This is a genomic window from Delftia sp. HK171 (assembly GCF_001886655.1).
GTDB classification, from domain to species: domain Bacteria; phylum Pseudomonadota; class Gammaproteobacteria; order Burkholderiales; family Burkholderiaceae_C; genus Comamonas; species Comamonas acidovorans.
Genome location: NZ_CP018101.1, coordinates 4,139,861 through 4,156,399, shown reverse-complemented (window position 1 = coordinate 4,156,399; position 16,539 = coordinate 4,139,861). Strand labels below are relative to the sequence as shown.

12 protein-coding genes are annotated in these 16,539 nt (G+C 66.5%); 8 read left to right on the top strand and 4 right to left on the bottom strand.

The features are described 5' to 3' along the window. Position 1 precedes the first annotated feature (1 nt). Entirely contained in the window at positions 2-1,180 is a 1,179-nt protein-coding gene (locus tag BO996_RS18665; protein ID WP_071957153.1) for a M20 aminoacylase family protein, read from the top strand. Between the two features lie 21 nt (positions 1,181-1,201). Here BO996_RS18665 and BO996_RS18660 read toward each other — a convergent pair whose 3' ends face one another. After that, complete coding sequence (locus BO996_RS18660) at positions 1,202-1,801, bottom strand: IMPACT family protein (RefSeq protein WP_013802201.1); 600 nt, start codon at positions 1,799-1,801, stop codon at positions 1,202-1,204. Positions 1,802-1,997: 196 nt separating this feature from the next. Between BO996_RS18660 and BO996_RS29480 the strand changes: the two genes are divergently transcribed. From BO996_RS29480 to BO996_RS18635, 6 genes are all read left to right on the top strand, one after another. Continuing rightward, the gene (locus tag BO996_RS29480) at positions 1,998-2,168 is read left to right on the top strand and encodes a hypothetical protein (RefSeq protein WP_012205835.1); all 171 of its coding nucleotides are present in this window, start codon (positions 1,998-2,000) and stop codon (positions 2,166-2,168) included. 236 nt (positions 2,169-2,404) lie between these two features. After that, on the top strand, positions 2,405-3,271 hold the full coding sequence (locus BO996_RS18655; RefSeq protein ID WP_013802202.1) for a helix-turn-helix transcriptional regulator: 867 nt from the start codon (positions 2,405-2,407) through the stop codon (positions 3,269-3,271). A 101-nt stretch (positions 3,272-3,372) separates the two neighbouring features. Next, positions 3,373-5,109 (top strand): FAD-dependent monooxygenase, encoded by a 1,737-nt coding sequence (locus BO996_RS18650; protein WP_071956070.1) that lies wholly within the window; start codon positions 3,373-3,375, stop codon positions 5,107-5,109. Beyond that, complete coding sequence (locus BO996_RS18645) at positions 5,106-5,345, top strand: DUF2783 domain-containing protein (protein WP_071956069.1); 240 nt, start codon at positions 5,106-5,108, stop codon at positions 5,343-5,345. The genes BO996_RS18650 and BO996_RS18645 overlap by 4 nt, the downstream gene beginning before the upstream one ends. A 67-nt stretch (positions 5,346-5,412) precedes the next feature. Next, on the top strand, positions 5,413-6,405 hold the full coding sequence (locus BO996_RS18640; protein WP_043822934.1) for an AraC family transcriptional regulator: 993 nt from the start codon (positions 5,413-5,415) through the stop codon (positions 6,403-6,405). 75 nt (positions 6,406-6,480) lie between these two features. Then, a complete protein-coding gene (locus BO996_RS18635) occupies positions 6,481-8,976 on the top strand; it encodes a YgiQ family radical SAM protein (RefSeq protein ID WP_071956068.1) in 2,496 nt (831 codons plus the stop codon). Positions 8,977-8,989: 13 nt separating this feature from the next. On the opposite strand, the gene BO996_RS18630 is transcribed toward BO996_RS18635, so the two are convergent. The 3 genes from BO996_RS18630 to BO996_RS18620 form a co-directional block, all read right to left on the bottom strand. Next, complete coding sequence (locus BO996_RS18630; protein WP_013802207.1) at positions 8,990-11,452, bottom strand: EAL domain-containing protein; 2,463 nt, start codon at positions 11,450-11,452, stop codon at positions 8,990-8,992. Between the two features lie 332 nt (positions 11,453-11,784). Further along, the gene (locus BO996_RS18625) at positions 11,785-12,783 is read right to left on the bottom strand and encodes a CoA transferase (protein WP_071956067.1); all 999 of its coding nucleotides are present in this window, start codon (positions 12,781-12,783) and stop codon (positions 11,785-11,787) included. 193 nt (positions 12,784-12,976) lie between these two features. Further along, positions 12,977-14,173 carry an amino acid aminotransferase gene (locus BO996_RS18620; protein WP_012205827.1) on the bottom strand — a complete coding sequence of 399 codons (1,197 nt, stop codon included), beginning with the start codon at positions 14,171-14,173 and terminating at the stop codon, positions 12,977-12,979. Positions 14,174-14,301: 128 nt separating this feature from the next. On the opposite strand from BO996_RS18620, the gene uvrB reads away from it, so the two are divergent. Continuing rightward, positions 14,302-16,389, top strand: coding sequence for an excinuclease ABC subunit UvrB (gene uvrB / locus BO996_RS18615; RefSeq protein WP_043782068.1), 2,088 nt, complete (start codon positions 14,302-14,304; stop codon positions 16,387-16,389). Positions 16,390-16,539: the final 150 nt, after the last annotated feature.

Genomic DNA, 16,539 nt, shown 5'->3' with positions numbered 1-16,539 from the left:
CATGAACACCCTTCTGGACACTTTGCGCGGCTCGGCCGCAGCCTTCGTCGAGCTGCGCCGCGACATTCACAGGCACCCCGAGCTCGGCTTCGAGGAGCACCGCACCAGCGCCCTGGTCGCGCAGCAACTGGAGCAATGGGGATACCAGGTGGAACGCGGCCTGGGCGGCACGGGCGTGGTGGGGCGGCTGGTGCGCGGCAGCGGCAGCCGGCGCCTGGGCGTGCGCGCCGACATGGACGCGCTGCCCATCGCCGAGGCCAATGAATTCGCCCATGCCAGCACGCATGCCGGTGTCATGCATGCCTGCGGCCATGACGGCCATACCGCCATGCTGCTGGCAGCGGCCCGGCATCTGGCCGAGCACGGCGGCTTCGACGGAACGCTCACGCTGATCTTCCAGCCTGCGGAGGAGGGCGGCGGCGGTGCCCTGCGCATGATGGAAGATGGGCTGTTCGAGCGCCACCCCTGCGACGCCATCTTTGCCATGCACAACATGCCGGGCATGCCCCAAGGGAGGCTGGCGCTGCGCGAGGGCGCAGCCATGGCGTCCTCCGACTACGCCACGCTCACCCTCACCGGCGTGGGAGGGCACGGTGCCATGCCGCACCGCACGGCCGATCCCATCGTGGCGGCCGCCAGCATCGTCATGGCCTTGCAGACCATCGTCTCGCGCAACATCGATCCGCTGCAGATGGCGGTGGTGACCGTGGGAGCCATCCACGCAGGGAAGGCCAACAACGTGATCGCCCACAGCGCTGCGCTGGAGTTGAGCGTGCGTGCGCTGGATGCCGATGTGCGCAGGCTGCTGGAGCAGCGCATTCGCGACCTTGTGAGTGCGCAGGCCGAGAGCTTCGGCGTGCAGGCGCAACTCGACTGGCGACCCGGCTATGCCGTGCTGGTCAACACGCCCAAGGAGACGGACTTCGCGCGCCAGATCGCGCTGGAGCTGCTGGGCCCGGAACATGTCACGCTGCAGGCGCCACCCTTGCCGGGCAGCGAAGACTTTGCCTTCATGCTGCAGCGCGTGCCAGGCAGCTATCTGCTGATTGGCAATGGCGAGGGAAGCGAGCAGGGCGCCTGCATGGTGCACAACCCGGGCTATGACTTCAACGACGACAACATCGCCGTGGGCGCCGCCTACTGGGTGCTGCTGGCGCAGCGGTTTCTGGTGGCCGGTTGAACTGCTTGAGCCCGGCGCATCTCATTCGCCGGGGTGGACTTCCATCCAGCCCACGCGTCCTTGACCGCTCTCGTTGAGGCGGCTCACAAAGCCTTCAGCCTGCGACTGCGGCAGGCGCAGATCGAACTGCACCAGCGATCCATGCTCGACCTGGAGCAGCTCGGCGCCTGCTGCATCGATCTCGCGGCGCACCAGGCCTTCCAGCGCATAGGGCACGGCGCAGCGCAGCGATTGCATGCGCTGCAGTGTCACTTTCTCGGCGGTCAGCAGGGCCTGGGCCACGGCATCGGTGTAGGCGCGCACCAGGCCGCCTGCGCCCAGCTTGACGCCGCCGAAGTAGCGCACCACGGTGGCCAGCACGCCTTCCAGGTCCTGGTGGCGCAGCACGTCTAGCATGGGGCGGCCTGCCGTGCCGCTGGGCTCGCCGTCATCGACGGCTGCCGACTGGCCGCCTGCCAGCAGCGCCCAGCAGACATGGGCGGCGCCGGGGTGCTCGCGCCATAGCGCATCGACCACCGCCTGGGCGCTGGCGCGGTCGGCCATGGGCTGCACGCAACCGATGAAGCGGCTTTTCTTGATGATGAGTTCGCTGTGCGCGGGCGCGCGGAGTGTCTGTGGCATGGAGGGCGGCAAGCTTACCCGATCGTCCCTGGCCCGGGGTTTGGCGCATGGATTCATTACGCCTTTATTACGAAGCGCTACATATTTGTGAGCATGCGTACCTTGTGTCATTTCAGCTTCAGAGGGTTGCATCCAGGTTTGTCCTACAGAAATCGTGAAAGATTCTCAGTAAGCTTTCTGTCAAGGAGGCGCAACCATGAACACCCCACCTTCCCGCGATCCCGTTCTCACTGAACACACCTTTGGCCGCGATCATTTCAGTCCCCCGCCCATGGCGCTGGAGCAAGCTGGTCAGGACCATGAAGCCGCTGGCGGCGGCATTCCTCTGGATCTGGACCAGCGCATCCGCAACGTCGGCGAATGGTGATGGCAGGTGCCGCCTGGCCAAGGGCCTGCAGCGGCGTCAGTGCTGTCAGGTCCGGCTGGACCGTGCAGCGGCCCGCCGACAGGCGGTGACCCTCAAGCGAACAGACCGCGAATCAGGCGCAGCAGGCTCTTGCCTCGCTGCGCTGGATTTATCATTTCCAGTTTCCAATTTCCACGTACCTACCCACCCAGGCCGGCTGCGCGAAGCGCCGGCCTTTTTGCATTCCTGCAGGAACCATGAGCACTGACACAGGGCGCAGCCATTGGCTGCTGGCGCCTGCCTCCGCCAGCGACGCCAGCCTGCCCGTGCCCCTGGGCGATGTGACGGCGCTGCTGGAGCAGGTGGGCCGCTCCAGCGCCAGCAGCGACGAGGTGGCCGGGCAGTTGCTGCATTTGCTGGGCCGGCACGTGCCGCTGGCGCAGTGCACCATCTTCTCGTTCCAGGGCCGATCGCGGCCGCGCATCGTGGGTTTTGGCGACCGGGCACGCACGGGGGCGCTGCCCATGATTTCGCAGGACTACAGCGAGCGCTTCTATCCCCTCGACGGCGCACAGCGCGTGATGCAGGCCGAACTGGCGCGGCAGCAGCGCGACCCCCAGGCTCCCGCGCGCGTCTGGCTGCACCGCCAGCGCCCCTGCGATGTCAGCCATCCCGAGTACCGCCATGTCTGCTATGGGTTGCCGCGCCTGGTGGAGCGGCTCTCGCTGCTGACCCTGCAGCCTGGCGCACGGTGGCTGGCGGTGAACCTGTACCGGGGCGAGGAGCACGGCTGCCTTGATGCGCAGTCCATCGCACGCATCGAAGCCTTTGCCCCCCTGGTCATGCAGGCCATGCGCCTGCACTATGCGGGCCAGGCGCTGCAGGACGATCTGGCGGGGCTGGTGCTGGCGCGCCTGGCCGGGCGCTTTGCCCATCTCACGCAGCGGGATCTGGACGTGGTGCGCTGCGTGATCGAGGGGCTTGATGCCGAGCGGCTGGCGCAGCGCCTGGGCATCACCGTGTCCAGCGCGCGAACCTATCTCAAGCGGGTCTGCGCCAAACTGGGCGTGCAGGGGCAGCGTGAGCTGTTTGCCTTGTTGATGGCGCCCGAGGCGCTGTCCTGAGCCGCGGAGGCGGGCGCCGCAGTCTGTCCCCATCTGGGGACATCGCCACGGCCGGTGCTGCCTACACTGCGCCCTGAACAAGACGCACGACGGAGACCCCCATGCACCAGCCCCATGCCCAGCCCAGGCAGTCCATCTACTACCGCTACCAAGTGCATCGGCCCTGGCTGCCATCGGAGCATCCGGGGATGCAGCGGCACCCCGTCGTCATCGTCGGAACGGGGCCGGTAGGCCTGACCACGGCACTGGAGCTGGCGCGCCACGGGCAGCGATGCGTGCTGCTGGAGTCCGAGCTGCAGGTATCCGAAGGCAGCCGCGCCATCGTCTTCACGCGCCGCTCCATGGAGATCCTCCAGCAGGTGGGCGTGGCCGGGCGGGTCAGCGAGAGCGGGCTGCCATGGCGCTTTGGCAACTCCTTCTACCGGGGCCAGCGCGTGTTTCGCATGGAAGCACCGCACAGCGAGGACGACCGCTTCTTCCCCATGACCAACCTGCAGCAGCAGTACCTGGAGGAGTACCTGGTTGATGCCGTGCTGGCCCATCCGCTGATCGAGTTGCGCTGGGGCAACCGCGTGGAGCGGGTGGAGCAGGCTGGCGAAGGCGCCGCTGCAAAAGCGCGGCTTCAGGTGGACACGCCCGAGGGACCGTATGCGCTGGAAGCCGACTGGCTGGTCGCAGCCGATGGCGCACGCTCGGGCATACGCACGGCCATGGGCCTGGTCATGGAAGGGGCGTCATACGAAGGCCGCTTCGTGATTGCCGACATCCGCATCGACCTGCCGCTGCCCACCGAGCGACTGGCCTTCTTCGATCCGGTGTGGAACCCCGGCAACACCATCCTCATGCACCGCGAGCCGCACGGCATCTGGCGCGTGGACTACCAGTTGCCTGCGGGCGAAGATCCGCAGCAGGCACTGCAGCCCGAATCGCTCAAGGCGCGCATCGACGCGCAACTGGAGATGATCGGCTTTGGCGGCACGCCCTGGGAGATGGACTGGAGCTCGGTCTACTCGGCGCGCGCGCTGACCTTGCCGGACTACGTGCACGGCCGCGTGGTCTTCACGGGCGATGCGGCCCACCTGCTGCCCATCTTCGGGGTGCGCGGCGCCAACACCGGTTTCCAGGACGCCCAGGCCCTGGCCTGGCGACTGGCACTGGTGGCGCGCGGCGTGGCGCCGGCCCGGTTGCTGGACAGCTACAGCAGCGAGCGCGTGGGCGCGGCGCGCGAGATTGTCGAAGAGGCCGGCAAGAGCACGCGCTTCATGGCGCCGCCTTCGCGCGGCTTCCGGCTGCTGCGCGATGCCGTGCTGTCGCTGTCGCTCACCCAGGCCTTCGTGCGCCCGCTGTACCACTGGCGCACATCACGCCCCCATGAGTACGCCCGCTCGCCCCTCAACAGCAGGGACGACGACAACCATTTGTTCAAGGGCGGCCCCGCCCATGGCGCGCCGCCGCAGAACGTGTGCCTGGCGCCGGACGACTATCTGCTGGACCACCTGGGCGGCGGCTTCGACCTGCTGTATTTCACCGATGGCTCGGCCGTGCCGCCCGCGTTGAGCGAGGTTGCCCGCGTGGTGCGCGGCCGCGGCGTGGGCCTGCGCATCGTGGCCATCTCCAGCCAGGCGCAGCCGCAGCCAGTTCAGGGCGCTGACCTGACCCTTTCCGATAGTCAGGGCCGCTGCCGCGAACGCCATGGCGTGCCTGCCGACCCACCTTCTGGCGCCGCCTACCTGCTGCGGCCTGACCAGCATGTCTGCGCACGCTGGCTGGCGCTGGATGCGCGGCGCCTGCAATCCGCACTCGACAACGCCACCTGCACGCAAGGAGCCCAGGCATGAGCCCAGCACACACATCGCCCGACACGCTTGAATCGCCCGGCACCCTGGATATCGCCGGTCTGGAGGCCGTCTACGACCAACTGGCCACCGCCATTGACGCGGCAGGCCCGCAGCAGTCCGAGCTGTTTCTGGTCAAGCTGGCGCTGCTGGCTGCCGAGCGGCTGGGCAGCGCCCAGCAGTTCTCCGAGCTGGTGCAGGCGGCGCAGCAGGATCTTCAGCCTAGGGTAAACAGCTAGCCCTGCTGGGTGGTTGCGTGGCCGGCGCTGGCTAACATCGGCCCGGAATCAAGGATGCCACGACCCCATGGATGTGCTGAGCGAAGTTCTCGATATTTGCCGGTCAGAGCGCGCCGTGACGGCGCGTTTTGCGCTGACCGCGCCGTGGAGCCTGAAGTCCACGGGCGTCACGGGCGCCATGATCCGCATGGCGCGCGGCGCGCCTTACTGGATACAGGTGGAGGGCATGCAGCCGCTGCGGGTCGAGCCGGGCGATCTGGTCATGCTGCCCATGGGTGCGGCACATGTGGTGGCCTCGGATCTGGGCATGGCCTGCGAGCTGTTCTCGCGGCTGATCTCCCGCCATGCCGAAGGCCCGCAGGACGAGAATCCGCTGGTCTTCAGCCATGGCGGCGGGGGCGAGGCGACCGACATGTTTTCGGCCCTGCTGTGGTTTTCAGCCTATTGCCGGCATTCGGTGTTCCGCATCCTGCCGCCGCTCATCCACATCCGCGCAAGCGATCTGCCGCTGGCCGATTGCCTGGCCGCCACCATGCAGTCGCTCACGCTGGAGACGCTGGCGCGGCGCCCGGGCTGGCGCCTGTCGGCCGCGCGCATGGGCGAGCTTTTGCTGGTCAACATCCTGCGCGAGCACCTGGCGCGCGAGGCCGCCGTGGGTGAAGGCTGGCTGCGGGGCCTGGGCGATGCCTGCATTGCCCGCGCCATCGTCTGCATGCACCGGGAGCCGCAGCGCAGCTGGAGCGTGGAGACGCTGGCGGCCGAGGCCGGCATGTCGCGCACCCGCTTCAGCATGCGTTTCAAGCAGCTGGTGGGCGCCACCCCCATCGGCTACCTGACGGCGCACCGCATGGCGCTGGCCGCCCAGCAGATGGAGGCCGGCGGGCTGTCATCGGCCCGCATCGCAGAGAACGCGGGCTACGACTCTCCCAAGGTGTTTGCGCGGGCCTTCCGCCGCTGGTCCGGGCACACGCCCAAGGCCTATCTGGCGCAGGAGGCCGCAAAGAGGTCGGGCTGGCAGCAGCAGGAAGGCCGTATCAGAGGGCTGGAGCAAGACCCTTAGCCAGCAGGGTTGAGTGCCGAAACGTACACTGGCCGGTTCCTTCCGCACAGGCTCCCAGAAGCCGAACCGCCCATCATGAACGCCCCCGTTGACGTTTCCTTTTTCCATCGCGCTGCCAAGCCGCTGACCAGCTACCGACCGTACTGGGCCAAACGCTTCGGCACGGCCCCGTTCCTGCCGATGAGCCGTGCCGAGATGGACCAGCTTGGCTGGGACAGCTGCGACGTGATCCTGGTGACGGGCGATGCCTATGTGGATCACCCCAGCTTCGGCATGTCGGTGATCGGCCGGGTGCTGGAGGCGCAGGGCTTTCGCGTGGGCATCATCGCCCAGCCCGACTGGCAGAGCGCCGAGGCCTTCAAGGCCCTGGGCCGTCCCAACCTGTTCTGGGGCGTGACGGCGGGCAACATGGATTCGATGATCAACCGCTACACGGCCGATCGCAAGATCCGCTCCGACGATGCCTACACGCCGGGCGACGTGGGCGGCAAGCGCCCCGACCGCGCGGCCATTGTCTACAGCCAGCGCTGCCGTGAGGCATACAAGGACGTGCCCATCGTGCTCGGCGGCATCGAGGGCAGCCTGCGCCGCATCGCCCACTACGACTACTGGAGCGACAAGGTGCGCCGCTCCATCGTGGTGGACAGCAAGTGCGACATCCTGCTGTACGGCAACGCCGAACGCGCCCTGGTCGAGGTGGCCCACCGCCTGGCCGCGCGCGAGCCCGTGGAAAGCATTACCGATGTGCGCGGCACGGCCTTCTTCCGCCGCGAGTCGGAAGCGGGCTGGTTCGAGCTGGACTCCTCCGTGGTGGACGAGCCCGGTGTGGTCGAGCCCCACATCAACCCCTACATGACCACCAGCGAGCAGGCCGAGGCCCAGGGCCAGACCTGCTCCAAGGAAGAGGGTGATGCCGCCGCGAAGCCGGACGGTGCCTCGGTCGCCGCCGTTCAGACCATCCAGTTCGTGCCCAACCCGTCGCTGCGCGGCAAGGGCAAGCAGCCGCCGCGCGACAAGACCGTGCTGCGCCTGCCCAGCTACGAGCAGGTCAAGGCCGATCCCATCCTCTACGCACACGCCAACCGCGTGCTGCACCTGGAGACCAACCCCGGCAACGCCCGCGCCCTGGTCCAGGCCCACGGCGAGGGCGTGACCGCGCGCGATGTGTGGCTGAACCCGCCCCCCATTCCGCTGACCACGGCCGAGATGGACTGGGTCTTCGGCCTGCACTATGCACGCAGCCCCCATCCCAGCTATGCCGACGCCAGCGGCAGCCATGAGGGCGAGACCAAGATCCCGGCCTGGGAGATGATCCGCACCTCGGTCAACATCATGCGCGGCTGCTTCGGCGGCTGCACCTTCTGCTCCATCACCGAGCATGAGGGCCGCATCATCCAGAGCCGTTCCGAGGAGTCCATCATCCAGGAGGTCGAGGACATCCGCGACAAGGTCAAGGGCTTCACCGGCACCATCTCCGACCTGGGCGGCCCCACGGCCAACATGTACCGCCTGGGCTGCAAGAGCCCCGAGATCGAGGCCGCCTGCCGCAAGCCCAGCTGCGTGTTCCCCGGCATCTGCCAGAACCTGCACACCGACCACGCCCCGCTGGTCAAGATCTACCGCCGCGCGCGCAATCTGCCGGGCATCAAGAAGATCCTGATCGGTTCGGGCCTGCGCTACGACCTGGCCGTGAAGTCGCCCGAGTACGTCAAGGAGCTGGTGCAGCACCATGTGGGCGGCTACCTGAAGATCGCGCCCGAGCACACCGAGTCCGGGCCGCTGACCAAGATGATGAAGCCGGGCATCGGCAGCTATGACCGCTTCAAGCAGATGTTCGAGCAGTTCAGCGAGGAAGCGGGCAAGAAGCAATACCTGATTCCGTACTTCATCGCGGCCCACCCGGGCACCAGCGACGAGGACATGATGAACCTCGCCATCTGGCTGAAGAAGAACGGATTCCGCGCCGACCAGGTGCAGACCTTCTATCCCAGCCCCATGGCCACGGCCACGGCCATGTACCACTCGGGCCGCAACACGCTGACCAAGGTGCGCCGCGAGATGCGCGACGTGAACGAGGAGTCGGTGGACATCGTGCGGGGTGAAAAGCGCCGACGCCTGCACAAGGCCTTTCTGCGCTACCACGACCCGAACAACTGGCCGCTGCTGCGCGAGGCCTTGAAGGCCATGGGCCGTGCCGACCTCATCGGCAACGGCAAGCAGCACCTGATCCCCACCTTCCAGCCCCTGGTCGATGGCGGCTACCAGAGCGCGCGCCGCAAGAACAGCACGCAGGGCACGGGCGTGGCCGCACGTGCCGTGGTATCCCAGCAAGGCAAGGCCTACGCCCTCAACAAGGCCGGCGGCAAGAATGCCGGGCCGGGCAAGGTGCTGGCAGAGTCGCGCGAGCCTTCGGGCGATGTGCGTTTCCGTTCCAGCCAGCCCCAGCCGGGCCGCATGCTGACCCAGCACACGGGCCTGCCGCCGCGCCCCGGTGTGGGTGGTCCTTCCCGTTCTGCGGGCGCTGCCGGTTCGGGCCGCAAGGCGGCGCCGGGCGGTCGCAAGCCGCGCTGAGGCGCCTTTGCCTCTAGCTGGCGGCCGGCGCCAGCGTGCCCTGCCATTCGCGGCGGGCGGCCTGGGCGCCGCTTTCAAAGTAATGCGTGTCCAGCGGCACGGGCCGTGCCAGGGCAAAGCCCTGTGCATAGTCCACGCCCACGGCCTGAAGGGCCTGGGCGATCTCGCGGGTTTCCACATACTCGGCCACGGTGCGCTTGCCCAGGATGTGGCCTATGCGGTTGATCATCTCCACCATGGCGTGGTTGCTGGGGTCCTGGAGCATGTCGCGCACAAAGCCGCCGTCGATCTTCAGATAGTCCACGGGCAGCTGCTTCAGATAGGTCAGCGAGGACATGCCCACGCCAAAGTCGTCCAGCGCAAAGCGGCAGCCCAGGGTGCGCAGGGCCTGGATCAGCCTGGTGGCACTGGACAGGCTGGCGATGGCGCTGGTCTCCGTGATCTCGAAGCACAGCAGCTGCGGCGCAATGCCATGCGTGCTCAGCTGTTTCTGCACGAAGTCCAGCAGCCCGTCGTCATCCAGGCTGGGGCCTGACAGGTTGATGGCGCAGGTGTCGATGTGGCGCAGTGCGGCCGGATGCTGGGCCAGTGTGGCCAGCGTTCTGGCGATCACCCAGCGGTCCACCGTGGGCATGATGCCGTAGCGCTCGGCCGCGGGAATGAAGGTGGCCGGCGAGATGATCTGGCCCTGCTCGTCGCGCAGGCGCAGCAGCACCTCGAAATGCAGGCCCCGCTGGCCGTCGGGCTGCAGCGGTGCAATGCTTTGGGCGTACAGGCAAAAGCGCTCCTGCTCCAGCGCCATGCGTATGCGTGTCACCCATTCCATCTCGCTGACGTGGCGGGTGTACTCGCCATCGTCGCTGCGGTAGACGTAGATGCGGTTGCGGCCACGCTCCTTGGCGCGGTAGCAGGCCATGTCGGCCATGCGCAGCAGGTCCTGGGCCGACTGGACCTCGCCGCCGATGTGCACCAGGCCGATGCTCAGCCCCGTGCGCAGCACCTGCTTGCCCCAGTGCACGTGCAGGGCCTCGGTCGCCTGGCGCAGCTTCTCGGCAATGCGCAGGGCGGGCTCGGGCGGGCAGTTCTCCAGAAGAACGCCGAATTCATCTCCGCCCAGCCGCGCGAGGGTGTCGGTCTCGCGCAGGTTGTGCAGCAGCAGGCGGCTGACCTCGCACAGCATCTCGTCGCCCGCCGGGTGGCCGCAGGTCTCGTTGATGAGCTTGAACTGGTCCAGGTCCATGTACAGCACGGCCGAGGGCCGCAGCCTGTGCTGGCCCTGGTTGAGCAGGCGCTGCAGGCGGCGCTCGAACTCGACGCGGTTCTCCAGCCCGGTCAGCCCGTCGTGGCTGGCATGCCAAGACAGTTGGTCCAGGTATTGCTGCTCGCGCGAGACATCCCTGAGCACGATCACCGCACCGGCCGGGCGCTCCCCGCCGCCGCTGATGGCCGACCCCATGAGCTTGACCGGCACGATGCTGCGGTCATGGCGCCGCAGCCAGCGCGTGTGCTCCTCGCGCAATTGCTGGCCCGACAGCAAATGGGCCAGCAGGCTTTCCGCGGTCTGGGTGGTGTCAATGCTGTTGAAATGCAGGCCCTTGGCCAGGTGCTGGCCCTTGAGCTGCTGCTCGCTGCTGCCCAGCAGGCCCAGCGCGGCGGGGTTGGCATAGTCCACCACGCCCTGGGCGTCCGTGGTGATCACGGCGTCCCCCAGCGAGGCCAGCGTGGTCTGGGCCCTTTCCTTTTCCGTCAGCAGGTCGTTTTGCACCTGCTGGCGCTGCTGCAGCATGCGCCGCGTATGCCAGAGCGCCACCAGGATCAGCGCCACACCCAGCACCAGATGGATGCCCTGCAGCCACATCACCATCTGCCGTGAACTGCGGCCCAGCGAGGCGCTGAACTGCTGGGTGGCCGGTGTGACGCCGGCGTTGATCTGCTCGATCTCGCGCTTCCAGGTGATGGCGTCCTCGGCACTGACGCTGCCCACGGCGTGGCGCTGCTCTATCTCCTGGGCCAGCCTGTCGAGCTGCTGCAGATACTGATCGCCTTGTTTCCAGTAACGATAAGGCTCTTCCAGAAGCTCGACATGGCGGAAGGTCTGCATGAGCCAGATCAGCGCCTCGGCATCGTCAGGGTGGTTGCCTCCCAGAAGAATGCCGGCACGCGCATCCTTGACCCTGGCTGGCACATCGTCCAGCGCCATGCGCGCCTGCCAGTCGCCCGCGGGAATGGCCATGGCCTGCTCGAAGCGCGCCATATCGCGCGCCGAGCCGCTGTCCACATAGCGGCTCAGGGCGTAGATGGCGTCCTTCTGTGCCTTGGACCACAGGCTTTCCCCGGCCACGAAGGCGCGCACCGCAGACACAAGGTAGAGGCTGCCGCTGGCCATGACCACCAGCACCACGACCACCAGCACCAGGGGCCAGATGCGCTGCACCAGCTGCAGTACCGGCACATGGGCTGGGGGCTGGCTTTGCATGGGTGGAGCAGGGGAGGGTTGGCCGTGTGGGCGGCTCAGGCGCTGGCGCCAATGCGCCGCAGAACTGGCGCCGAATGGCTGGGTGGCTGACGCGTCCCGGATATCCGGGCGGTTGATGGATGTTCTCGAACCATGGGGCTGCCTCCAGATAAGCCGATTATGGGTGTTTCCAGATGTGTTCGGGTTGTCCGGTTGTATGCGCAACTCCGATTTAAGAGGAGCGGGCTATTACGGTAAAGAGGGTCATTGGCCGCAGCGTGCCCGCATGCTGCGGCCAGCCATGACCTGCGCGGCTTGTAGGTTGCGGACAGGTGGTGCTTTTGGGTGTCCGCCTACAAGCGAGGCCGTGCCTGGGGTTGGCCGGGAAGAGGGTGCAGGGGCAGATCGTGCTGCTCGGCCAGGTCTGCCAGCTCGGCGCAGGACAAGGGGGCCAGGAAGGCTTGCAGGGCTGCATGCATGGCGGGGCTGCGCATGCTGGCGATGCTGCCATCGCCATTCACCGACGCCACGGCGCACAGGCGGGCCGCGAAATGCGGCTCCAGGGCCGCCACGGCTACCGATCCATCGGCGCAGGCGTAGACGCGATAGCCTGCGTGCGCGCCGCCCACATCGCCATCGGGCCGGGTCAGGCCCCAATGCCAGGGCAAAGCCAGCCACTGCGCGGCCTGGGCCAGGCCTGTTTCCTGGAAACTGCCGTGGCCGCTGCGCTGGCGCAGCAGCCAGGCCTTGAGCACGGCTTCGCTGGCCATCAGCGCACCGGCCATGTCGGCAAACAGGCTGGGTGGCATGGCGCCGCCCTGTACCAGCCCTGCCTCGGCCTGGTAGGTCAGGTCATGGCCCGGCACATCGGCCAGGGCTCCCGCGCTGCCGACGATGCGCACCAGCGACAGCCGCGGATGGCGCTGCTGCAGCGACGCCCAGTCCAGCCCCAGCTTGGCGAGTGCGGCGGGGCGGAACGAGGTGAGCATGATGTCGGCCGCGTCCAGCGCATGGTGCAGCGCCGCCTGTCCTTCCTCGCTTTTGAGCTGTGCCTGCCAGACCGCAATGCCCTGGTGCATATCGGCATAGGCTTGCGGGCTGTAGTGCGCCATCGGGTCTGCACCGGCCACACCGGCTGTACCGGCCGCACCGGCCGATGCAGGCTGTGCAGACGGAGGCTCCAGCTTGCTGCACTGCGCGCCCATGGCGGCACAGCGCATCAGGGCGGCGGGGCCGGGCAGATTCAGGGCCAGACTCAGGATGCGCACGCCCGACAACGGCAGCCCGTTGGTGGGGGAAGAGGAGAGGGGCGCGTGTAGCGCAATGGGTTCAGGAGGCGCGTGATCGGGCATGGGAATGGAGCGTCTCAGTGTGTATTCGGTGTTTCAACTGCACGCATGATCGCACCCATGCCTCCCAGGGCCTGGCGCATACCGGACGGTGAGGATGCAAAAGCCGCCCGGAAAAAGAAAATGCCGCCAGGGCAATGCACCGTTGGCGGCATGTCTGCAAACCCGGCGCATGGCCGGGCAGCCGGGGTGGGGGTCAGACCACCTTGGCGATCGACTGGCAGACGTAGTCGATGTTCTTGCTGTTGAGCGCGGCCACGCACATGCGGCCCGTATCCGTGCCGTAGACGCCGAACTCGGTGCGCAGGCGCACCATCTGGTCCTTGCTCAGGCCGGAGTAGCTGAACATGCCGATCTGGGTGGTGATGAAGCCCATGTCCTGCTGGACACCGGCAGCCTTCAGGCCGTCAACCAGCTTCTGGCGCATGGCCTTGATGCGCACGCGCATCTCGCCCAGTTCCTTTTCCCACAGTGCGCGCAGCTCGGGGTTGTTCAGCACGGCGGCCACCACGGCTCCACCATGGGTGGGCGGGTTGGAGTAGTTGGTGCGGATGACGATCTTGAGCTGGCTCAGCACGCGGGCCGCTTCTTCCTTGTCGTTGGCCACCACCGACAGCGCGCCCACCCGCTCGCCGTACAGGCTGAAGCTCTTGGAGAACGAGGTCGAGACGAAGATGTTCAGGCCGGCGGCCACGAACTTGCCGATCACGGCGCCGTCTTCGGCAATGCCGTGGCCAAAGCCCTGGTAGGCCATGTCGAGGAAGGCCACCAGACCCTTGGCCTTGACGGCGGCGATCACCTGGTCCCACTGCTCGGCCGTGATGTCATAGCCGGTCGGGTTGTGGCAGCAGGCGTGCAGCACCACGATGGTGCCGGCGGCGGCCGCGTTCAGGTCGGCCAGCATGCCTTCGAAGTTCACCTTGCGGTTGACCGCGTCGTAGTAGGCATAGGTGCCCACTTCGAAGCCTGCATTGGTGAAGATGGCCTTGTGGTTTTCCCAGCTCGGGTCGGAGATCAGCACCTTGGCGGCGGGGCTGATCTTCTTGAGGAAGTCAGCGCCGATCTTCAGGCCGCCGGTGCCGCCGATAGCCTGCACCGTGGACACGCGGCCGGACTTGACGACGTCGGACTCGGCGCCGAACACCAGGCCCTTGACTGCGGCATCATAGGCAGCGATGCCGTCGATGGGCAGGTAGCCGCGGGCCGTGGGCTTGTCCATCATCGCCTTCTCGGCGGCCTGCACGCATTCGAGCAGGGGCAACTTGCCGTTGTCGTCGAAGTACACGCCCACGCCCAGATTCACCTTGCTGGGGTTGGTGTCGGCAGCGAACTGCTCGTTCAGACCCAGGATGGGGTCGCGGGGGGCCATTTCGACGGCGGTAAACAGAGACATGAAGCGTCCTTGGGATGTCTTGGGAGGTGGAAAAAACGCGGCTAGCCCCAAGCTACGGTAGGCTTTCGGGTTAACCCATGAATTCTAGCGATCTCGCCGGCCGATACTCACTTTTGCGAACCCACGTCATGCACGAAGTCTCTGATTCCTCTCCAGCACCTGAGGCCTCCGGCCAGTTCGTGCATTTCGCGGACTCCCCCTTCGAGCTGTTCCAGCCCTATCCGCCGGCCGGCGATCAGCCCGCCGCCATTGAAAAGCTGGTCGAAGGCATCCAGGACGGCGAATCCTTCCAGACCCTGCTGGGCGTGACGGGCTCGGGCAAGACCTTCACCATGGCCAACGTGATTGCCCGCCTGGGCCGCCCGGCCATTGTCTTCGCGCCCAACAAGACGCTGGCAGCGCAGCTGTACAGCGAATTCCGCGAGTTCTTTCCCAAGAACTCCGTCGAATACTTCGTCAGCTACTACGACTACTACCAGCCCGAGGCCTATGTGCCACAGCGCGACCTGTTCATCGAAAAGGACAGCGCCATCAACGAGCACATCGAGCAGATGCGGCTGTCGTGCACCAAAAGCCTGATGGAGCGGCGCGACGTGGTCATCGTCGCCACGGTCTCGGCCATCTACGGCATCGGCGAGCCCGAAAGCTACCACCGCATGATCATGACGCTGCGCACCGGCGACCGCATCAACCAGCGCGACGTCATCGCGCAACTGATCCGCATGCAGTACCAGCGCAACGACCAGGACTTCAGCCGGGGCAAGTTCCGCGTGCGCGGCGACACCATCGACGTCTTCCCCGCCGAGCATTCCGAGCTGGCCATTCGCATCGAACTGTTCGACGACGAGGTTGAAAGCCTGCAGCTGTTCGATCCGCTGACGGGCCGCGTGCGCCAGAGCATTCCGCGCTTCACCGTCTACCCCAGCAGCCACTACGTCACGCCGCGCGACAAGGTTCTGGCCGCCGTGGAAACCATCAAGCTGGAGCTGGCCGAGCGGCTCAAGCAACTGGTGGGAGACGGCAAGCTGGTCGAGGCCCAGCGCCTGGAGCAGCGCACACGCTTCGATCTGGAGATGCTCACCGAGGTCGGCCACTGCAAGGGCATCGAGAACTACACCCGCCACCTTTCAGGCGCCGCACCCGGCGAGCCGCCCAGCACCCTGACCGACTACCTGCCCGGCGACGCCCTCATGTTCCTGGACGAGAGTCACCAGATGATCGGCCAGCTCAACGCCATGTACAGCGGCGACCGCTCGCGCAAGACCACGCTGGTGGAATACGGCTTTCGGTTGCCTTCGGCGCTGGACAACCGGCCGCTCAAATTCGAGGAATTCGAGCAGCGCATGCGCCAGGTCATCTTTGTCTCCGCCACGCCGGCAGACTACGAGAAGACCCACTCGGGCCAGGTCGTGGACCAGGTCGTTCGCCCCACAGGCCTCATCGATCCTGAAATCGAAGTACGCCCGGCCACCAATCAGGTGGACGACGTGCTGCAGGAAATCCGCCTGCGCGTCGAACGCACGGAGCGCGTTCTCATCACCACGCTGACCAAGCGCATGGCCGAGCAACTCACCGACTACCTGAGTGAAAACGGCGTCAAGGTGCGCTATCTGCACTCCGACGTGGAAACGGTGGAGCGTGTGGAGATCATTCGTGACCTGCGCCTGGGTGTCTTTGACGTGCTCGTGGGCATCAACCTGCTGCGCGAGGGGCTGGACATCCCCGAAGTCTCGCTGGTCGCCATCCTCGACGCCGACAAGGAAGGCTTTCTTCGCGCCGAACGCAGTCTCATCCAGACCATCGGCCGCGCCGCGCGCAACCTGCATGGCAAGGCCATCCTCTATGCGGACCGTGTCACGGAGTCCATGAAGAAGGCCATCGGCGAGACCGAGCGCCGCCGTGCCAAGCAAATAAGCTTCAACGAGGAAAACGGAATCGAACCCAAGCAGATTGTCAAGCGGGTGAAAGACCTGATTGATGGTGTCTACAGCGAAAAAAGTGGCAAGGAAGCGGAACGCCTGCAGGCCAATCAGCTCGAAAGAGCGCGTGTCGAGGACATGTCCGAAAAAGATGTGGCCAAGGAAATCAAGCGTCTGGAGAAGCAGATGCTCGAACATGCGCGCAGCCTGGAGTTCGAACAGGCCGCGCGGGTGCGCGATCAGCTGGCGCTGCTCAAGGAGCAACTGTTCGGGGGCTCATCCGTGCAGGTTTCCTGAGGCGGCGCCTGGTCTGAAGCCCGTTAGCTCCTGTTACCCGACAAAATTGATGGGGAATGTGGTACACTAAGGGTCAACACTCAACAACAACAAAAACTTCGATGAAAAGAAGGGCTCTGAACCTTTTGAACAGGACGGAGTAAGGGCGGA